Below are 17,194 nucleotides of genomic sequence, written 5' to 3'. Positions count from 1 at the left end.
GCCGGCCAGCAGCCACGACCCACGACGACCCGACGGCGGTGGGGTCGCGCTCCACTTCCGACAGAAGTATCACAAAGGGCCGCGCGGGATGTGTCCGAGGCGGTGAGATCTCCGGGCGCCCGCGGTGACGCCGCGGTGTCGGCATCGGCGCCCGTTTGACGGCCCCCCTCCGCGCGTCCAACAGATCCTCTCATGAGGATCCTCCATGCATTGCTCACGTTGCTCGTCCCGAGTTACCTCCTCGCCGAGGAGCCCGCCGGGAGCGCCCCGCCCGACACGGCGGCGCCCGCGCGCGGCGGCGAACGCTGCGGCTGCGCGGGCGACGAGCCTGGCCCGCTCGCGGGGCAGCTCGATCCCTCGTTCGGGGAGGCGGGCACCGGGATCGCTCGGGTGCGCTTCGGCGCCGACGACGACGGCGGCTTCTTCGATGTCGACGTCGCCGGCGATCGGATCACCGCGGCCGGCTGGGGCCAGGGCGGGCTCGGCGGGATCAGGTTCCGCGTCGTCCGGCTGACCGGCGCCGGCGCGACGGATTCAAGCTTCGGCGGCGGCATGGTGACCACGGGCTGGGCCAACTCGACCGGCGACCTGGCCTATCTGGCCGCCACCGGCCACCAGCAGGGCGGCGAGGTCGTCGCCATCGGCTGGCGCGACCGGTTCCGGGACGCCTCGGCGGACGTGGCGCTGGCGCGCTACGCGGAGGACGGCTCGCTCGACCCCGGCTTCGGCGACGGCGGCAAGAGCCTGCTCGACCTCGGCGGGGACGAGGAGATCCGGGGCGGCCTCGTCGCTCCGGACGACGGCATCGTGGCCGTGGGTCAGCGCGACGGGCGCCTGCTGATCGTGCGCGCCACCGCGGACGGCGCCCTCGACACCTCGTTCGCGAGCCCGCGCGGCTACAGGACCGTCTCGCTGGGCGCCGCGTCGGTGGCCGAGGCGGTCGCGCTCGACGACCGCGGCCGCGTCGTCGTGGCCGGCTCGGTCGAGCGGGGCGGCCAGCGCGACATGATCGTGATCCGCCTGCGCCGAGACGGCGCGCTCGATCGCTCCTTCGGCCGCGGGGGCGCGATCGTCGCCGGCGATCCCGGGGTCGACGAGCGCGCGGTCGCGCTCGCGCTGTCGCCGGACGGCGGCATCGTGGTGGCCGGCGACGCCGGGGCCGAGGGGGCGCGCGACTTCCAGGTCCGCCGCTTCCACCCGAACGGCGCGCCCGACCTCGCGTTCGGCGACAGGGGCGTGGCCGCGTGGCCGACGACCGGCGGCGACGACGTCGCCGAGGACATGGCCCTGCTCCCGGGCGGCGCCGTCCTCGTCGCGGGCAACGGCGGCGAGCGCGGCGAGGGCGGCACGACAACGCCGCTGCTCGCGCGGTACACGTGCGACGGCGCGCTCGACCCGGCGTTCGGCGAGGGCGGCGTGCTCCCGGTCGATCTCGGCGAGTTCGGGCAGCTGCACACCGTGGAGGTCGTCGCCGACGACCAGGTCCTCCTCGGCGGCGGCGACGTGGGCATGTCCCCGGGGCCTGGCACCTACGGCGTCGTGGCGCGGATGTGGATGTGACGTCGTCGGCCGACGCAGGAGAGCGCGCACCCGCGCGCCGCTCCCTCGTCCCGGATTCCACGCGTCTCCCTTTGTCCCGCCTGCCATGGTGCCACGGCGACGCGTCGAGCCTCCCTGAGCGCGCCTCCCGGCCTTAGGTTCTCCTCACGGAGGGGGCGGGATGAACAGCATGGTAAAGTCTACGGATCTGCAGGTCGTGGAGGTCGAGGGGTCCGGCACCGTGTCGCTCCCGCCCGACTCGCTGCGCACCAACGTGTCCGTGGAGGTCCGCGGCGAGAGCCTGGAGGCCGCGCGCGAGGAGGCCGCGGCCAGGACGCGGTCGATCGTGAGCGCGCTGGAGGGGCTCCAGATTCCGTCGCTCCAGGTCAGAAACGTGGGTGTCTCGCTGAGCCCGATCCCGGAGGGCGAAACGGAGCGGGAGCGCGTCGCTCCTCCGCGGATCATCGGATACGAAGCGACGAGCACGGTCTCGGTGATCCTCGAGCGGGCGCCGCTCGACGTGCTCCGCGTCGAGAGCTCGAGGATCCTCGAAGCGGCGCTGTCCGCGGGCGCCAACCAGACCAGCGGGATCCGCTTTTTCCTGAGCGCGCCGCAGGAGGCCTACCGAGCGGCGCTCAAGGCCTCGATCGAGGACGCCGAGCGCAACGCCGGCGCGATCGCTGCGGCGGCCAAGATCAAGCTCGTCGGGTGGCGATCCGTGTCGAGCGCGGGCGATGAGGACGGCGGGCGCGCCTGGCAGATGGCGGCCGGTCGCATCGGCTCGCGTTCGACGACGTTCCCGATCGAGCCCGGAGAGATCGAGGTGACTGCCACGGTGCGGGCCCGCTTCCGCTTCGCGAAGCGGTAGAGCCGCCGACGGGGCGCGCGCGTCGCGTCAGGGCGCGCCGCGCCGCCTCCGTCGAAGGCCTGGGATCAAGGCGACGACTTCGCCAGAAAGGCGTCCTCCGTGCCCGCGGGTGAGAGGGCACCGCCGCCGAGATCGGCGTCGATGGCGATGCCGGTCGCGCGCTGAGGGAGATCGGTGCCGAAGCTCTTGCTCCAGCGGTGCTCCCCGCCGCCGCAGGAGGCGTTCACGCCATCGCAGTTCTCATCCGCCACCGTGTGGCAGTCATCCTCGGTCGGGCGCACTTCACCGACGCAGGGCCCGTAGCCGGTCCCCTGGGCGTTGCAGATCGCCGTGCCTCCCTTGCAGATCCCGACGCCCGCGGTTCCGGGCGTGCCCGTGTAGCACGACGCAGCCGCGCCGGGGACACAGATGCAGCCGGGGCCCTCCTCGTTGGCCAGACCATCGCAGTCTTCGTCCGCCGGATCGATGCAGGTCTCAGGCGCTGGAGTGACCTCACCGATGCAGGCGCCGAGCTCCGAGCCGTCGTCGCTGCAGGTCGCGACGCCCCGCCGGCAAGCCCCGACATCGGCGGTGCTCGACGCCGCCGAGTAACACGGCACTTGAGCCCCAGGCTCGCACACGGCGCCTCCCCCGCCATCACCTCCTCCGCCCCCGGCGCCCGCGCTTCCGCCGTCGCCCGCGCTTCCGCCGTCGCCCGCGCTTCCGCCGTCGCCCGCGCCTGCGCTTCCGCCGTCTCCGCCCGCGCCGAGACCTCCGCCGGATCCCGTTGTGGTACCGCCCTCGCCGGCTCCGCTCTCGGCGCCGGCGGATCCCCCGCTCCCGCTGGCGGCACCGCCTGCGGCGCCGTGGCCGCCGCCGCCCTCGCCGTTGTCACAGGCAGAGCTCATCAGCCAGAGCAGCGCGATCCAGCCCATTCGACGAACCGTGAGCATCTGTTTACCTCCCCGAGGCGGCGGCCTCCTTCGGGCCGACGCTCGAACGCTTGCCGCTTGAATGCGGCCCGCCGCAACCCCGTTCACCGCGCCACGTAGGCTCCACCACGGCCGAGGCGAGGCGGGCGTCGCTCACGGCTCCCGCGCGCACCGGACCCCGATGCCGACCGTGCGGGTCGTCGGGACGCGCTGGTCGCGGGTGGAGAGGTGCAGCGCCTCCGCGGCGCTGCGCCAGCCGCCGCCGCGCATCACCCGCTCCGTGCCGCCCGTCGTGACGGCGCAGTCCACGCACTCGGGCGGGTAATCTCCGTGATAATCCAGCGTCCACTCCCACATGCCCCCCGCCAGATCCGCCTGCTTGAACAGCCCGTCTCCCTGCGGTGACTTCGACCCGACCGGCGGGAGGTCCTCGATCACGCACCCCGCCACGTCGCTGCCAATGCATGCATACACCGCGTGGTCCCGATCGAGCGTTTCATCGTCCGGCGAGGTGGACCACGGATACGCACGCTGCTCGGCGCCGCCGGCCGCCGCGTACCCCAGCTCCGCCTCGGTCGGCAGTCGGCCGCCGTCCCACGCGCAGAACGCAAACGCCATGTACCAGCTCACGCAGTTCATCGGCAGGCGCTCGTTTGCGCCGGGCTCATCCGTCCACGCCCACGCCGTCTCCTCCGAATCGCAGAACAGCCCTTTCAGGAGCTCCGCGCGGTCCGGCGGCAGCCGATCTTCCCACTCCGCATCCCACCCGCTCCCCGCGACGAGCGGGTGCTCTCCGGCGCCCGGCGCCGGCCGGCTCCCGGGATACGCGTCCACGAACGCCCGGAACCGCCCCAGCGTGACCTCGAACCGGTCCAGCTGGAAGTCGCTCACCGTGGCCGGGAAGGCCGGGTCGTTGCTCCGGTTGAACGTACCCCCCACGACCAGCTCGCTCGCGCAGCAGCTCTCGTCTTCCTTGGGCCCGCACGTCGCAGGCAGCCCGGCGCAGCGGCTACCAGTTTCCACGCCACCGCCGCCACCGCCGCCACCGCCCTGGTCCTCTATCGGATGATAGGGCTTGTCCAGCCCGACGACCGTCGTGCAGCCGACGCCCGGCAGGCACAACGCCGCCCACAGCCATCGCGCAAATCGTTCTCTCATGCTCCTCATGTGTTACCGAGGCGAGAGTGAGGAATCAACAGAACGATCGGACGGTCAGCGTGCTCCTCGGCGGGATCGCCCACGCCCGCAACGAACGACGGTTCGGGCCCGTTCCGCTCAACGACGACGCGCAGCGGACGCGCGGCGCTGGGGTCGCCCGCCGGATGACCCGCGGAGCTCGCCACCGGGCTGCGTTGACGCAGCGCGGCCCCGAGGCTAAAGGCGGGCTCCAGCGCCTCGGCTCCCTGCGAGCAGGGCGCGGCGCTATCGGCCTCCGCAAGTTCGCCGTAAGATGGACACGCTGCGAGGCAGACTGCATGGCATCGATCACTCCCGATAAGAAGAAGATCAAGAGCTTCCCCACCGAAGCCGAGCTCGAGGCGTGGATGGCCGCGAACCACGCGCAGGAGACGGAGCTGTGGCTGAGGATCTACAAGAAGGGCTCCGGCGTGCCGACGGTGACCCAGCCGCAAGCGCTCGACGTGGCGCTCTGCTGGGGATGGATCGACGGCATCCGCAAATCCCTGGATGAAAGCTCGTTCTTGCAGCGGTACACGCCGCGCAAGTCGAGGAGCGTCTGGAGTCAGATCAACCGCGACCACATCGCCCGCTTGACCGCCGCGGGGCGCATGACGCCCCACGGGCAGCGGCAGGTGGACGCGGCCAAGGCCGACGGCCGCTGGGATGCGGCGTACGCGCCGATGCGCAGCGCGACCGCGGCCACCCTGCCGGACGACCTTCGCGCCGCGATCGAGGCGAACCCGCGGGCGCGCGAGGCGCTCCAGGGGCTGGGGCGTCAGAACCTGTTCGCGCTGGCGTTCCGCATGAGCAACATGAAGACGCCCGCCGGCCGCGCAAAGAAGATCGCCGACCTGGTGGCGATGCTGGCGCGCGGGGAGACCATCGTGCCGGAACGGCGCAAAGAGCCGAAGGCGGCCCGGCCCCCCAAGAAGCCCCGTTGAGGCGGACCTCGAAGCTGCCGAAGGCGGCCGGTCGGGCCCGCGTTGGGCCACGCCGCAAGCGCGCGCGGCCGAGCCTCAGCCGGAACCGATTGACAAGCAACCCCATTGCGTGAAATGTAGTTTCCCCACCCAATAAGGAATTTGCATGCCCTGGCCGGAACCCGTCACCTTGCGCGGGCGCCATGCCGCGCTCGAGCCGCTGACCCACGCTTACCATGACGATCTCGTCGACGCGGTGCGCGACGGTGAGCTGTGGGATCTCTGGTACACCTACATCCCGCGCCCCGAAGGCATGCGCGACGAGATCGAGCGTCGGTTGTCCCTCCAGCGCTCGGGTTCGATGCTGCCCTTCGTCGTGATCGACGCGCGCAGCGGACGCGCGGTGGGCATGACCACGTACATGGACATCGACGCGGCCAATCGGCGCGTGGAGATCGGCTCGACGTGGTACCGCAAGAGCGTGCAGCGCACCCCGCTCAACACCGAATGCAAGCTGCTGCTGTTGCAACACGCGTTCGAGACGCTGGAGTGCATCGCGGTGGAGTTCCGAACGCATTTCTTCAACCACCAGAGCCGGCGTGCCATCGAGCGCCTGGGCGCGAAGCTCGACGGCGTCTTGCGCAACCATCGTCGCGCGTCCGACGGCACGCTGCGCGACACGTGCGTATACAGCATCATCGCCCCGGAGTGGCCCACGGTGCGCAGCCACCTCAACCATCAGCTCTCGAGGTCTCGCGAGCCGATACCGGAGCGCTGAGACCTCTCGGCATCGCTGGGCCGCCGCCTCAGTCGTAATACTCGTTCCCGAGGTGCGTGATGAGCTCTTCCCCCATCATCCAGCGCAGCGTGTTCTTGAGCTTCATCGACTGGATGAACAGGTCGTGCTCCGGGTAGAGCTCCGGCGCCGTCATCGGGCTCTTGAAGTAGAAGCTCAGCCACTCCTGCGTCCCGCTGAACCCCGCCCTCGCCGCGAGGTCCAGGAGCAGCGCCAGGTCGAGCACGATCGGCGCCGCCAGGATCGAGTCCCGGCAGAGGAAGTTCACCTTCATCTGCATCGGGTAGCCGAGCCACCCGAACAGATCGATGTTGTCCCACCCCTCCTTCGCGTCCCCGCGCGGCGGATAATGCTCGATCCGCACCTTGTGGTAGAGCTTCGAATACAGCTCCCTGTAGAGCTCCGGCTGGAGGATCTGCTCGAGCACGCTCAGCTTCGAGGCTTCCTTCGTCTTGAACGAGTCCGGATCGTCCAGCACCACGCCGTCGCGGTTGCCGAGGATGTTCGTCGAGAACCACCCCGAGACGCCGAGCATCCGCGCCTTGAGCGCCGGCGCGATCACGGTCTTCATCAGGGTCTGCCCCGTCTTGAAGTCCTTGCCCGCGATCGGCACGCCGTGGCTGCGCGCGAGCTCCCACGCGGCGGGGAAATCCACGGTCAGGTTCGGCGCCCCGTTGGCGAACGGGACACCCTCCTTGATGCACGCCCAGGCGTAGATCTGCGAGTTCGAGATGGCCGGGTGGTTCGAGAGGAGCCCCGCCTCGAACGCGGCCGCCGACCGGTGCACCTCCGACGGCGCGATGAAGATCTCCGTCGAGCCGCACCACACCGCCACCGCGCGGCTCGCCCCGCGCGCGCGCACGAAGCCGCGGATGTCGTCCCGCACCTGCTCCACCATGTCGGCCTTGCTGCGGCCGGTCTTCACGTGCGGGCCGTGCAGCCGGCGCACGTAGTCCGGGTAGAACACCGCCTTCATCGGCGTGACGGCCGCGAGCTCCTCGCGGACGGCATCGAGGTGCGCCGCCTCGAGCACCTTCGCCTCCACCGCCGCCTCGTGCGCGTTGTCGGGGAAGATGTCCCAGCCGCCGAACTCGAGATCCTCGAGCGACGCCAGCGGGACGAAGTCCTTGATCCTCGGAGAGCGGTTCTCCGTCCGCTTCCCCAGCCGGATCGTCCCGAGCTGCGTCAAGGCCCCCACCGGCGCGGCGACGCCCCGCCGCGCGAGCATCACGCCCGCGATCGTCGTCGTCGACACCGCCCCGAGCCCCGGGAGGAGCACGGCCAGCTTCCCCTCGGGCTTCACCAGCTTCTGCGGCTGCTTCATCAGATCTCTCCTCACGCGACCAGCTCGGCCGCTCACGGCTCGTCTCGACGAACGCCCGGCGCGCGCGGCGCCGCTCAGCCGTTGGCGGCCTGAGGCAGCGCCGCGTCGGTCTCCGACGCCGCCAGCGCAGGCGCGTGCCGGCCCAGCCCGAGCACGCTCCGGAAACCCTCGATCGTCCGGCGCAGCCCCGCCCGCAGCGGCACCTTCGGCTCGAACCCGAGCACCCGCTTCGCGTGATCGATGACCGGCTGCCGCTGCCGCGGATCGTCCTGCGGCAGCGGGCGGAACGCGATGCGGCTCCGGCTCCCGGTCAGGCGAATCACCTCCTCGGCGAGCTCCAGCACCGTGAACTCCTCCGGATTGCCCAGGTTCACCGGGCCCGTCTCGGTGGGGTGCTCCATCAGCCGCACGATCCCCTCGACGAGATCGTCCACGTAGCAGAAGCTCCGCGTCTGCGAGCCGGCGCCGTAGACCGTCAGATCCTCGCCCTGGAGCGCCTGGACGATGAAGTTCGACACCACGCGCCCGTCGTCGAGCGCCATCCGCGGACCGTAGGTGTTGAAGATCCGCGCCATCCGGACCTCGACGCCGCGGCGACGGTGGAAGTCCATCACCAGCGACTCGGCGCAGCGCTTCCCCTCGTCGTAACAGGAGCGGATCCCGATCGGGTTCACCGAGCCCCGGTAGCTCTCCGGCTGCGGGTGGACCTCGGGATCGCCGTAGACCTCGCTCGTCGACGCCTGGAACACCCGCGCCCCGCAGCCCTCGGCGAGCTTCAGCGCGTGGAACGCGCCGACCACGTTGATCAGCGTGGTCCGCACCGGATCGCGCTGGTAATGCGGCGGGCTCGCCGGCGAGGCGAGGTTGTAGATGCGGTCGACCTGGAGATCGTACGGCTGGGTGACGTCGTGCTCCACCAGCCGGAAGCGGCGATGGTGGAGGAGGTGGGCGACGTTGCCCCGGGCGCCGGTCGAGAAGTCGTCGAGCGCGATGACCTCGTGGCCGTCGCGGATCAGCCGATCACACAGGTGGGAGCCGACGAAGCCGGCGCCTCCGGTCACCAGGATGCGCAGCGCAGCGCTCATGTCTCTCTGACCTCCTCTCCAGGCGACGACGACCGAACGACCGCCCCGGCACGGGTGGGCGCGATGGGATTCCTCCCCGCCACGGTCGCTTCGTCATCCTTCATTTGCAGCACGCTGTTTCGAGCCGACACCACACGTTCACGACCCCCGGTCCCCTGGGAGCTCCCGCTCGTCCCGCTCGTGGAGCAGCTCCCGGGCGTATCTCTCCAGCGCCTCGGCGCGGTGCGCCGCGGTGTGCCGGGCGAGCACGCGCTCGCGCGCCCGCTGTCCGATCGCGACCCGCTCCCGCTCGGGGAACTCGCGGAGCAGGCGGAGCGCCTCCTCCGAGGAGCGGGCCACGAGGATCTCCTTGCCCGGCTCGAAGAGCTCGTCGAGCCCGGGCCAGTCGTCGCTGATCACCGGCACGCCGCAGGCCGCCGCCTCGAACAGGCGCACGCTCGGCGAGTACCCCGCCTCGATCATGTCCCGCCGGGTGACGTTGAGCGTGAAGCGCTGCGCGCCGTAAAAGGCGCGGTGCTCGCCCGGCGGGATGTGATCCGTCCGGTCGACGTTCGCCGGCCAGTTGATGTCCGCCGGGTACTGCGGCCCCGCGACCGCGAAGCGCCCCTCTGCCCAGCGGCGCGCCGGCTCGACGAGGAGGCGATCCAGGGTGGGCTGGCGATCGGGGCTGTAGGTGCCGAGGTAGCCGAGATCCCACCGGGGCGAGAGGCGCTCCGGGAAATATGCGTCCGGATCCACCGAGCAGTAGAGCGGGCGCGCCCGCTTCGCCCCGTAGCGGCGCTCGAGCAGGTCGAGCGTGGGGCCGCCGGTGAACGAGAGGTAGAGGTCGTAGCGCGGGATCAGCGCCGGAGACAGGTACTCGGTGTCGCCCCGCTCGAGCTTCTTGAGCGTCACCGGCGTGTCGATGTCGTAAAACGCGGTCTTCCCGCGCGCCGTCTCCGTCACCCAGGCGCCGACCTCGACCCCGTCGGGCACGTAGGACCCGACGACCACCATGTCCGCGTCGCGCACCGCGTCCCCGAAGCGCGCGCGGAGGTCGTCGAGCCCCTGGTAGAGCTCCGTCCGGCCGTACGGAGGGGCCGGCAGATCGCGGTTCTCCGCGTAGAACCAGAGATCCCGCTCGAGGAACAGCACGCGGTGCCCGCGCTGGGCGAGCCGCTTGAGGAGCCCGCGGTACGTGGTCGCGTGGCCGTTGCCCCACGACGAGGTGATCGATAGGCCCAGGAAGACGAAGGAGAGGGTCTTCACGGCGCGATCGCGGTGAGGGTTGCGTCGGCGGCGTCGGCGGCGCCGTCGGGGCGGCCGAGCAGCGCCTCGACCTGCTTCGCCCGCTCCGCGTACGTGTGCTCGGCGAGCACGCGCTGCTTCGCCGCCTCGCCGATGGCGCGGGCCCGCTCGGGCGTGAGCGCCCGGAGGATCGCCGCGACCTCGTCGCCGCTGCTCGCGACGAGCACCTCGCGCTCGGGCTCGAGGAAGAGCTCGATCCCCTCCCACGCGTCGGTGATGAGGCACGCGGCCGCGCCCGCGGCCTCGAACACCCGGGTCGCCGGGGAGAAGCCGACCGACGCCATGCTGTCGCGGGCCACGTTCAGCACCGCGCGGGCGCTCGCGTTGAAGGCGTTGTGATCCGCGGTGTAGACGTGCCCGACGTACCGGACGTTCGGGGGCATCGCCTTGTCCTGCCAGCCGTTGCCGCCGAGCAGGAACCGGAGCTCGGGGAGCGCGGCCGCGGGCCGCAGGAAGAACTCCTCCACGCGCCGCTCCCGGTCCGGGAGGCGGTTGGCGAGGAGCGCGAAATCGCAGTCGAACCGCGGATCTGGCGCGACCTCGAAGTGGGTCTCGGGGTCGAGCGCGTTGTAGATCGGCACGCAGCGCCGGGCGCCGAGCGCCTCGTAGCCGCGCACCACGGGGTCGCCGCCGCCGTACGTGAAGACCAGGTTGTAGCGCGGGATCTGCGCGCGGAACGGGTCCGACGGGCTCGTGCGGACCCGCTCGAGCGTGGCCGGGGCGTCGACGTCCCAGAAGATGGTGGTGAGCCCCGGCCGATCGAGGGCGGCGACCTCGGCCTCGAGCAGCTCGTCGAAGACGCCGACGCCGCTCGCCTTGACGACGACGTCGGCGCTCCGCGCCTGCTGGACGAGGCGCCTCGGCTCGTCGGCGTCGGTGCCGGAGTAGACGACCACGCGGGCCCACGGCGGATCGTCGATGTCGCGGTGCTTCTGCCGGTCGTACGCGTCCGGCTCGTAGAAGGTGACGCGGTGCCCCCGCGCGGCGAGGGCGCGGATGATGCCGCGGTAGTAGGTGGCCGCTCCGTTCCAGTAGGCGGAGACGAGGCTCGATCCGAAGAAGGCGATGTTGAGCGGTCGGCTCGAGGTCGGGCGTCGGTTCATGCGGTGGCTCGCTGGGTAGTGGCGGCGGGCGCCGGGCGGTCGACCTCGATGCCGAGGTCGGCCGAGATGCAGAGGAGCTCGTTGACGCGGTGGGCGCAGGTGTGGCGGGCGAGGACCGTCTTGCGCCCCCGCTCCGCCAGCTCGGCGGCCATGGCGGGCTCGGCGAGGAGCGCGCGCAAGTGCTTCTTCATCTCCTCGCCGTCCCGGGCGACGAGGTAGTCGAGCCCGGGCGAGAACAGCTCCTCCGCGTCGCTCCACGGCGAGCAGACGAGCGGGATGGCGCACGCCATGGCCTCGAACGGCCGGATGGTCGGGATGCCCGGGAGCGACGCGACGTAGGGCCGCCTCGGCACGTGGACGGTCACGCGCGCCCGCGCGAACGCGTCGGGCGCGCGGTGGTTGGGGAGCCAGCCGCGGTACTCGACCCCGGCCGCCTCGAGCGCGGCGCGCGCGTGCTCGGGGTAGCGCACCCCGTGCACGCGGGCGGAGAGGCCGAGATCGCGCGCCGGGCCGATGAGGAACTCGTCGAGCTCGCGGGTGCGCTCCTCGTCGCCCCAGTTGCCGACCCACACGAGATCGCGCTCGGGCTGGATCTCGCGGCGCGGGCGGAAGACCCGCGCGTCGGCGGCCTCGTGCCAGACGAACGCCCGGCGGGCCCAGCGGCGCTCGAGGTAGAGGTCGCGGATCACCCGGCCGAAGGCGAGGACGCCGTCGTAGTGGGTGAGGTCGTAGCGGGCCATGGCCCCGGGATCGGTGACCGACCGGTGGTGCGTGTCGTGGAAGAGCAGCCGGTACGACGCGCCGGCCCGGTGGGCGCCGACGCGGGCGACCAGCTCCGGCTCGCTCCACTCGTGGACGATGACCAGCGCGGCGCCCTCGAGCGCCTCGCCCAGGTCGAGCGAGGCGAGGTCGTAGCGGATCGGGTCGACGTGCGGGTAGACCTCGCGCACCTCGCGCAGCGGGGCCTCGCCGTGGTCGGCGACGAGGTTCTGGAGGCTCCACGCGTCGCGCGGCTCGAAGACGCGGACCTCGTGCCCGCGCTCGGCGAGCTCGGTGACCACGCCCCGGAGGAAGTGCGCGTTGCCGTGGTTCCAGTCGGACAGGAGCGAGTGGCAGAACAGGACGATGCGCATGGCTCACTCGCCTCCCACGGCGGCGGCGCGCGGCGCCTCGCGCGCCGGCGAGCGCCTCGCTCGCGAGCTGCCCCCGAGGAGCTCGCCGTAGAGGCGCAGGTAGCCCCGGGCCATCCGCCGCGGCGAGAACGCGGCGGCGCGGGCGCGGGCGCGCGACGCCATCTCCTGCCGCCTTACGGGATCGTCGATGAGCGCCTGGAGCGCGCGCCGGAGCGCCTCGGTGTCGCCGGGGTCGACGTAGAGGGCCGCGTCCCCCCAGACCTCGCGCAGGCTGGGGATGTCGCCGAGGACGAGGGCGCAGCCGGAGAGCGCGGCCTCCAGGACCGACAGGCCGAACGGCTCGTAGCGGGCGGGGTGCGCGCAGATCGAGGCGCGGGCGAGCGCGGCGGCGACGCCGGCCGGCGAGAGCACGCCGAGGTGCTCGAGCGACGGGAGGGGCCGGCTGCCCCCGCCGGGGTGGACGTCGCTCCCGGCCACCTGGATCGGCCAGGGCAGGCGAGGGGCCACCTCGCCGAGGGCCGCGATGTTCTTGGCCTGGTCCCAGAGCCGCCCGACCGCGACGATGACCTCGTCCTTCGGGCCCGGGGCGAACCGGTCCGGGTCGGCCGCGTTGGGGATCACCGCCGCCCGGGCGCCCCGGAAGGGCGCGCGCGCGCCGTGGTGGCGCACGAGGGCGTCGAGCATCGCCTGGGTCGGCGCCACCACCGCGGACGCGGCGGCGAGCCCGCGGGCCACCTCGCGCCGGTAGCGATCGTACCGCGGCGGCGCCTCCCCGCCGAGGACGGCGGTCCACCAGGAGAGCACGCACGAGTGGGCCACCACGAGCTTCGGGGCGCGGAAGCCGAGGGCGCCGTGCGCGTAGCCGTTCAGGTGGACCACGTCCGGGCGGACGCGCTCCTCGAGCTCGAGGAGCCAGTCCCCGGCGCGCGCGACGTCGTCCCAGGGGTCGTCCATCCACTCGAGCCGGAAGGAGCTCTCGAAGAGGGCGAGCCCGGGCACGCGGCCCGCGGCCTCGCGCTGGGGCGCCGAGAGCGGCCCGCCCATGGTGGCGAGCGACGTCCGGACCCCGCGCTCCGCGAGCGCGCGCGCGAGCTCGATCGCGTAGGAGAAGACGCCGCCCACCGTGTCGGCGGTCATCAGGACGGAGCCGGGGGAGGGCAGGGCGTCAACCATGGCCGGGCGCCGCGACCTCGAGCTCGGAGAGCGGGAGCGGGCGGCTCTCCTGGATGTCGCTGAAGTGATCGAACTGGCCGAGGTAGTGCGCGACCGAGCGCTCCCACGCCTGATCGTCCGGCAGGCCCCAGCGCATCGTGTAATCGGGCGAGCCGGGGTAGGGGAACATCGGCACCGGCTCGTTCGCCCACACGCCGTGCTGCCGGAGCCGCTCCCGGAAGGCGGCGACGTCCGCGGGATCGTCGGTCTGCGACTGGATCAGGTTCGCCTGGACGAAGGGGACGCTCTTCTTGGCGTGGATCAGCAGGTCGCTCAGCTGCTCGGTCGAGAGCTTGCAATGCTTGGCCAGGAGGCTCCTGCCCTCCTTCGTGATGCTCTCCACCCCGGCCTCGATCGAGACGCACCCCGCCTTCCCGAGCAGGTCGAGCATCTCGCGGTTCCAGTTGTCGATGCGCATCTGGATGCCGAACGACACCGGCCGATCCACGAGCGCTTCGAGCAGCGGGCGGTCCGGGAGGAAGATCTCGTCGATGAAGTAGACGTAGCGGACGCCCTGCGCGACGAGCCCGTCGAGCTCGTCGAGGAGCACGGCGAGCGGCCGCTTGCGGTAGCGATCGCGGAAGTTGTCCTTCGCGCAGAAGGTGCAGTGGTACGGGCACCCGCGGGACGCCTCGATCTCGGCGCCCGGCCCGACCGGCGCGGCGTCGAAGCGGTGGTGGTGGTGGGCGTGGCGCGCGACCGTCGCCTCGTCCCAGCGGAGGGCCGGGAGCCGGGCCATGTCGGACGCGTGCGGCCCGCCCTGGACGCGCGCCTCCTCGCCTTCCACATGGGCGATCGAGGCGATCTCGCCCCAGCGCGCGCGCGGCAGATCCGCGAGCTGGACAAGGACCTCCTCGCACTCGCCCATCACCACCGCGTCGACCCCGAGCTTGCGCAGGGTGGCGCGGGGGGTGGTGGAGGCGTGGGGGCCGACCGCGAACCTTAGGCCCGGCAGGTCGCGCAGGGCGTGGAGCGTCTGCTGCGGGACCCGGAGCTCGGGCGGGGCGCAGCGCCAGAAGAGGTAGCTCGGCGCGGTGGTCACCACGACGGCGTCGGGGCGGAGCGCGGCCACCTCGTCGCGGAGCGCCTCCTGGGAGAGGTCCCGGGCCTGCGCGTCGACGATCGCCGCCTCGTGCCCCGCGGCCTCGAGCAGCGCCCTGGCGTAGCCGTACTCGAGCGGCAGGTGGGGCTCGCGGCAGCCGAAATAGATGCTCCCCTCGAAGCTCCAGGGCGGGTTGACGAGCGCGAACCTCACTCGGCGCCCTCCATGCAGAGCTCCTCGGCCGCCTGGCCGGCGGCCTTGCCGGCGCCGGTCATCTCGCGCAGCCAGCCGTGCAGCTTGCGCACGCCGTCGCGGAACCGGACGCGCGGCCACCACCCCGTCGCCGCGTTGAACCGGCGGCAATCGGAGACGTAGTAGCGCTGATCGCCGGGGCGCCACGCCTCGAAGCCGGTCGCGGGGCGCTTGCCGTCGAGCTCCTCGATGAGGTCGAGCAGCTCGAGCAGGCTGAGGGTGTTCTCCGGGCCGCCGCCGATGTTGAACGCCGTCGCGGAGATCTGCCGGATGTTCTCGCGGGCGAGGAGGAAGGCGTCGACGAGATCGTCGATGAACAGCACGTCCCGGACCTGCATCCCGTCGCCGTAGAGGGTGATCGGCTCGCGCCGGAGCGCCTGGAGGAGGAAATGAGCCACCCACCCCTGGTCCTCGGTCCCGAACTGGCGAGGCCCGTAGATACAGCTCATCCGGAACACCGCCGCGGGGAGCCCGAAGGTGCGGGCATAATCGATCACGTACTGATCCGCCGCGCCCTTCGAGCACCCGTAGGGGCTGTGGAAGTCGAGCGGCCGGGCCTCCGAGATGCCGGCGGCGCGGAGCTTCGGATCCTCGGGCGCGTACTGCCGATCCCTGCACTGGAGCGGGACGTCGGGGAGGCCGCCGTACACCTTGTTGGTGGACGTGAAGAGGAGCGGCGGCGGGGCGCTCTGGGCGCGGATCGCCTCGAGGACGTTGAGCGTCCCCCGGGCGTTGATCTCGAAGTCCTCCTCCGGCCGGACCAGGCTGGTGGTCACCGCGACCTGGGCGGCGAAATGAAAGACGCTGGAGGCGCGCCGGACCACCTCGGCGACCGCGCCGGCGTCCCGCACGTCGCCGGTGACCAGCGTGACGCGGTCGCCGTGGACGCGCTTCAGCCAGTCCACGTTGCGCGCCACGGAGGGCCGCGAGAGGTTGTCGAAGAGGATCACCGACTCTCCCGCCTGGAGCAGGCGGTGGGCCACATTGGACCCGATGAAGCCGGCGCCGCCGGTGATCAGCGCCGGTCGCCCCGGCTCCCCGGCTGCGCCGCGGGGATCGAGATCCGCGGCGCTCATACCGTCAGCCCCCGGGACTCCAGCTCGGCGCGGGCCTGGGCGACAGCGTCCTTGGCCACCTGGCCCTCGAGCCAGCCGGCGAGATCGCGGAGCCCCTCCTCGAGGGTGACCTGGGGCTCATACCCGATCTTGCGCTGCGCCGCGCCGATGTCCGCGAAGCAGTGCCGGATGTCGCCCAGCCGCGATTTCCCGGTGATCTCGGGCTCGATCCGGTCCTTCCCCATCACCTTGCGGACGTGATCGGCGACCTCGCGCACGGTGTACGACCGCCCGCTGCCGATGTTGAGCACCTGGCCCACCGCGGAGTCGGCGCTGAGGACCCGGACGCAGGCGCGGGAGATGTCGGCGACGCTCACGAAGTCGCGCCGCTGCAGGCCGTCCTCGAAGATGAGGGGCGGACGATCGTTGAGGAGCCGGGAGGCGAAGATGGCGAGGACGCCGGTGTACGGGTTGGAGAGGGCCTGACGGCGGCCGTACACGTTGAAGAAGCGGAGGGCGACGGTGGGGATGTTGTACGCGCGCCCGATCGTCAGGCAGAGCCGCTCCTGGTCGTACTTGGAGAGCGCGTAGACCGACTCGAGCGCCGGCGTCTTGGACTCGGGGGTCGGGATCGGCGCGAGCGCCTCGCCCGCCTCGCTCCGGACCTCCCAGTCGCCGCGCTTCAGCTGATCGAGCGGGCGGTTCGCGCCGGGGACCACGACGCCCGAGGCGGTCCGGTAGAGCCCCTCGCCGTACACGCTCATGCTGGAGGCGACGATCAGCCTCGACACCGGCCTCTCGGCGAGCTCTTCCAGGAGCACGGCGGTGCCGAGGTTGTTGACCGAGGTGTACTCCTCGATCTTGTACATGCTCTGTCCGACCCCGACCATGGCCGCGAAGTGGTAAACGACGTCCACTCCGCGTAATGCTGACTTCACCGCGTCCCGGTCCCGAACGTCACCCACGATGAGCTCGACTTCCGGGTTGAGGTAAGCCGGGCGCCGGCGCTCGGGCCCGTGCACCTGCGGGATGAGGCTGTCGAGCGCCCGGACGCGATGCCCTTGGCGCAGGAGCTCGTCGGCGACGTGCGAGCCGATGAAGCCCGCTCCACCGGTGATGAGGACGTGACTGGCCATATTCCTCTGGGTCGATGGTCAATGCGTGGCAAAACGCCACGAGCCTGAGCGGATGAGGCTAGGCTATAGAAGAGGGCGCCTCTCGCGCGCGAGGCCGCGCTCGGCACAGCTCAGTGCGCCGCCGTGTCCGATTCTGTTCAGCGCGGACATCGTACAATCGACGCCCGGGACGCCATCCGAGTAACATGTAACTCACGACCCTGCAAGAGCGGTTCGTGAGAGATTTGACAATATCACCCGCAGTGCGATCTTCGAGTCGCGCTGGCGAGTACTCGAATCCCGACAGAACCCTCCGTGATTTCACGGACGATCCTCGGGCTCGGTCCATGGCGCTCCGGCGCGTGGGCGCGCC

At 71.9% G+C, this 17,194-nt stretch carries 15 protein-coding genes; 4 read left to right on the top strand and 11 right to left on the bottom strand.

Annotated features, from left to right (window positions below):
- Nucleotides 1-192: 192 nt before the first annotated feature.
- Together WME98_RS10845 and WME98_RS10840 are read left to right on the top strand one after the other, a co-directional pair.
- Nucleotides 193-1,560, top strand: a complete 1,368-nt coding sequence (locus WME98_RS10845; RefSeq protein WP_437951272.1) for a hypothetical protein — start codon at nucleotides 193-195, stop codon at nucleotides 1,558-1,560.
- A gap of 160 nt (nucleotides 1,561-1,720) precedes the next feature.
- On the top strand, nucleotides 1,721-2,407 hold the full coding sequence (locus WME98_RS10840) for an SIMPL domain-containing protein (RefSeq protein ID WP_437951271.1): 687 nt from the start codon (nucleotides 1,721-1,723) through the stop codon (nucleotides 2,405-2,407).
- Between the two features lie 65 nt (nucleotides 2,408-2,472).
- Here WME98_RS10840 and WME98_RS10835 read toward each other — a convergent pair whose 3' ends face one another.
- Nucleotides 2,473-3,006: a hypothetical protein gene (locus WME98_RS10835; RefSeq protein ID WP_437951270.1), complete on the bottom strand. Its 534-nt coding sequence runs from the start codon at nucleotides 3,004-3,006 to the stop codon at nucleotides 2,473-2,475.
- Between the two features lie 465 nt (nucleotides 3,007-3,471).
- Entirely contained in the window at nucleotides 3,472-4,476 is a 1,005-nt protein-coding gene (locus WME98_RS10830) for a formylglycine-generating enzyme family protein (protein ID WP_437951269.1), read from the bottom strand.
- Between the two features lie 317 nt (nucleotides 4,477-4,793).
- Here WME98_RS10830 and WME98_RS10825 point away from each other — a divergent pair, with 317 nt between their 5' ends.
- Together WME98_RS10825 and WME98_RS10820 are read left to right on the top strand one after the other, a co-directional pair.
- Nucleotides 4,794-5,438, top strand: a complete 645-nt coding sequence (locus WME98_RS10825) for a YdeI/OmpD-associated family protein (protein WP_437953970.1) — start codon at nucleotides 4,794-4,796, stop codon at nucleotides 5,436-5,438.
- 145 nt (nucleotides 5,439-5,583) lie between these two features.
- Nucleotides 5,584-6,195 carry a GNAT family N-acetyltransferase gene (locus WME98_RS10820; RefSeq protein WP_437951268.1) on the top strand — a complete coding sequence of 204 codons (612 nt, stop codon included), beginning with the start codon at nucleotides 5,584-5,586 and terminating at the stop codon, nucleotides 6,193-6,195.
- A 28-nt stretch (nucleotides 6,196-6,223) separates the two neighbouring features.
- On the opposite strand, the gene WME98_RS10815 is transcribed toward WME98_RS10820, so the two are convergent.
- The 9 genes from WME98_RS10815 to WME98_RS10775 all read right to left on the bottom strand — a co-directional run bounded on the left by WME98_RS10815 (nucleotide 6,224) and on the right by WME98_RS10775 (nucleotide 16,842).
- Complete coding sequence (locus WME98_RS10815) at nucleotides 6,224-7,537, bottom strand: inositol-3-phosphate synthase (protein ID WP_437951267.1); 1,314 nt, start codon at nucleotides 7,535-7,537, stop codon at nucleotides 6,224-6,226.
- Between the two features lie 74 nt (nucleotides 7,538-7,611).
- The gene (locus WME98_RS10810; RefSeq protein ID WP_437951266.1) at nucleotides 7,612-8,622 is read right to left on the bottom strand and encodes a UDP-glucuronic acid decarboxylase family protein; all 1,011 of its coding nucleotides are present in this window, start codon (nucleotides 8,620-8,622) and stop codon (nucleotides 7,612-7,614) included.
- A gap of 138 nt (nucleotides 8,623-8,760) precedes the next feature.
- Complete coding sequence (locus WME98_RS10805) at nucleotides 8,761-9,870, bottom strand: CgeB family protein (protein ID WP_437951265.1); 1,110 nt, start codon at nucleotides 9,868-9,870, stop codon at nucleotides 8,761-8,763.
- Entirely contained in the window at nucleotides 9,867-11,012 is a 1,146-nt protein-coding gene (locus tag WME98_RS10800; RefSeq protein WP_437951264.1) for a CgeB family protein, read from the bottom strand. The genes WME98_RS10805 and WME98_RS10800 overlap by 4 nt, the downstream gene beginning before the upstream one ends.
- Nucleotides 11,009-12,145 carry a CgeB family protein gene (locus WME98_RS10795; protein WP_437951263.1) on the bottom strand — a complete coding sequence of 379 codons (1,137 nt, stop codon included), beginning with the start codon at nucleotides 12,143-12,145 and terminating at the stop codon, nucleotides 11,009-11,011. Before WME98_RS10795 ends, WME98_RS10800 begins: the two co-directional genes overlap by 4 nt.
- Nucleotides 12,146-12,148: 3 nt before the next feature.
- Nucleotides 12,149-13,318, bottom strand: a complete 1,170-nt coding sequence (locus WME98_RS10790) for a glycosyltransferase family 4 protein (RefSeq protein ID WP_437951262.1) — start codon at nucleotides 13,316-13,318, stop codon at nucleotides 12,149-12,151.
- On the bottom strand, nucleotides 13,311-14,612 hold the full coding sequence (locus WME98_RS10785; RefSeq protein ID WP_437951261.1) for a TIGR04295 family B12-binding domain-containing radical SAM protein: 1,302 nt from the start codon (nucleotides 14,610-14,612) through the stop codon (nucleotides 13,311-13,313). The genes WME98_RS10790 and WME98_RS10785 overlap by 8 nt, the downstream gene beginning before the upstream one ends.
- Nucleotides 14,609-15,727 carry an SDR family NAD(P)-dependent oxidoreductase gene (locus WME98_RS10780; protein ID WP_437951260.1) on the bottom strand — a complete coding sequence of 373 codons (1,119 nt, stop codon included), beginning with the start codon at nucleotides 15,725-15,727 and terminating at the stop codon, nucleotides 14,609-14,611. Before WME98_RS10780 ends, WME98_RS10785 begins: the two co-directional genes overlap by 4 nt.
- On the bottom strand, nucleotides 15,724-16,842 hold the full coding sequence (locus tag WME98_RS10775; protein WP_437951259.1) for an NAD-dependent epimerase/dehydratase family protein: 1,119 nt from the start codon (nucleotides 16,840-16,842) through the stop codon (nucleotides 15,724-15,726). The genes WME98_RS10780 and WME98_RS10775 overlap by 4 nt, the downstream gene beginning before the upstream one ends.
- Nucleotides 16,843-17,194: the final 352 nt, after the last annotated feature.

The organism is Sorangium sp. So ce296, from assembly GCF_051529605.1.
GTDB lineage: Bacteria > Myxococcota_A > Polyangia > Polyangiales > Polyangiaceae > Sorangium > Sorangium cellulosum_D.
Note: the sequence above shows the minus strand (reverse complement) of the source record. Positions and strands in the feature narration are given on the sequence as shown.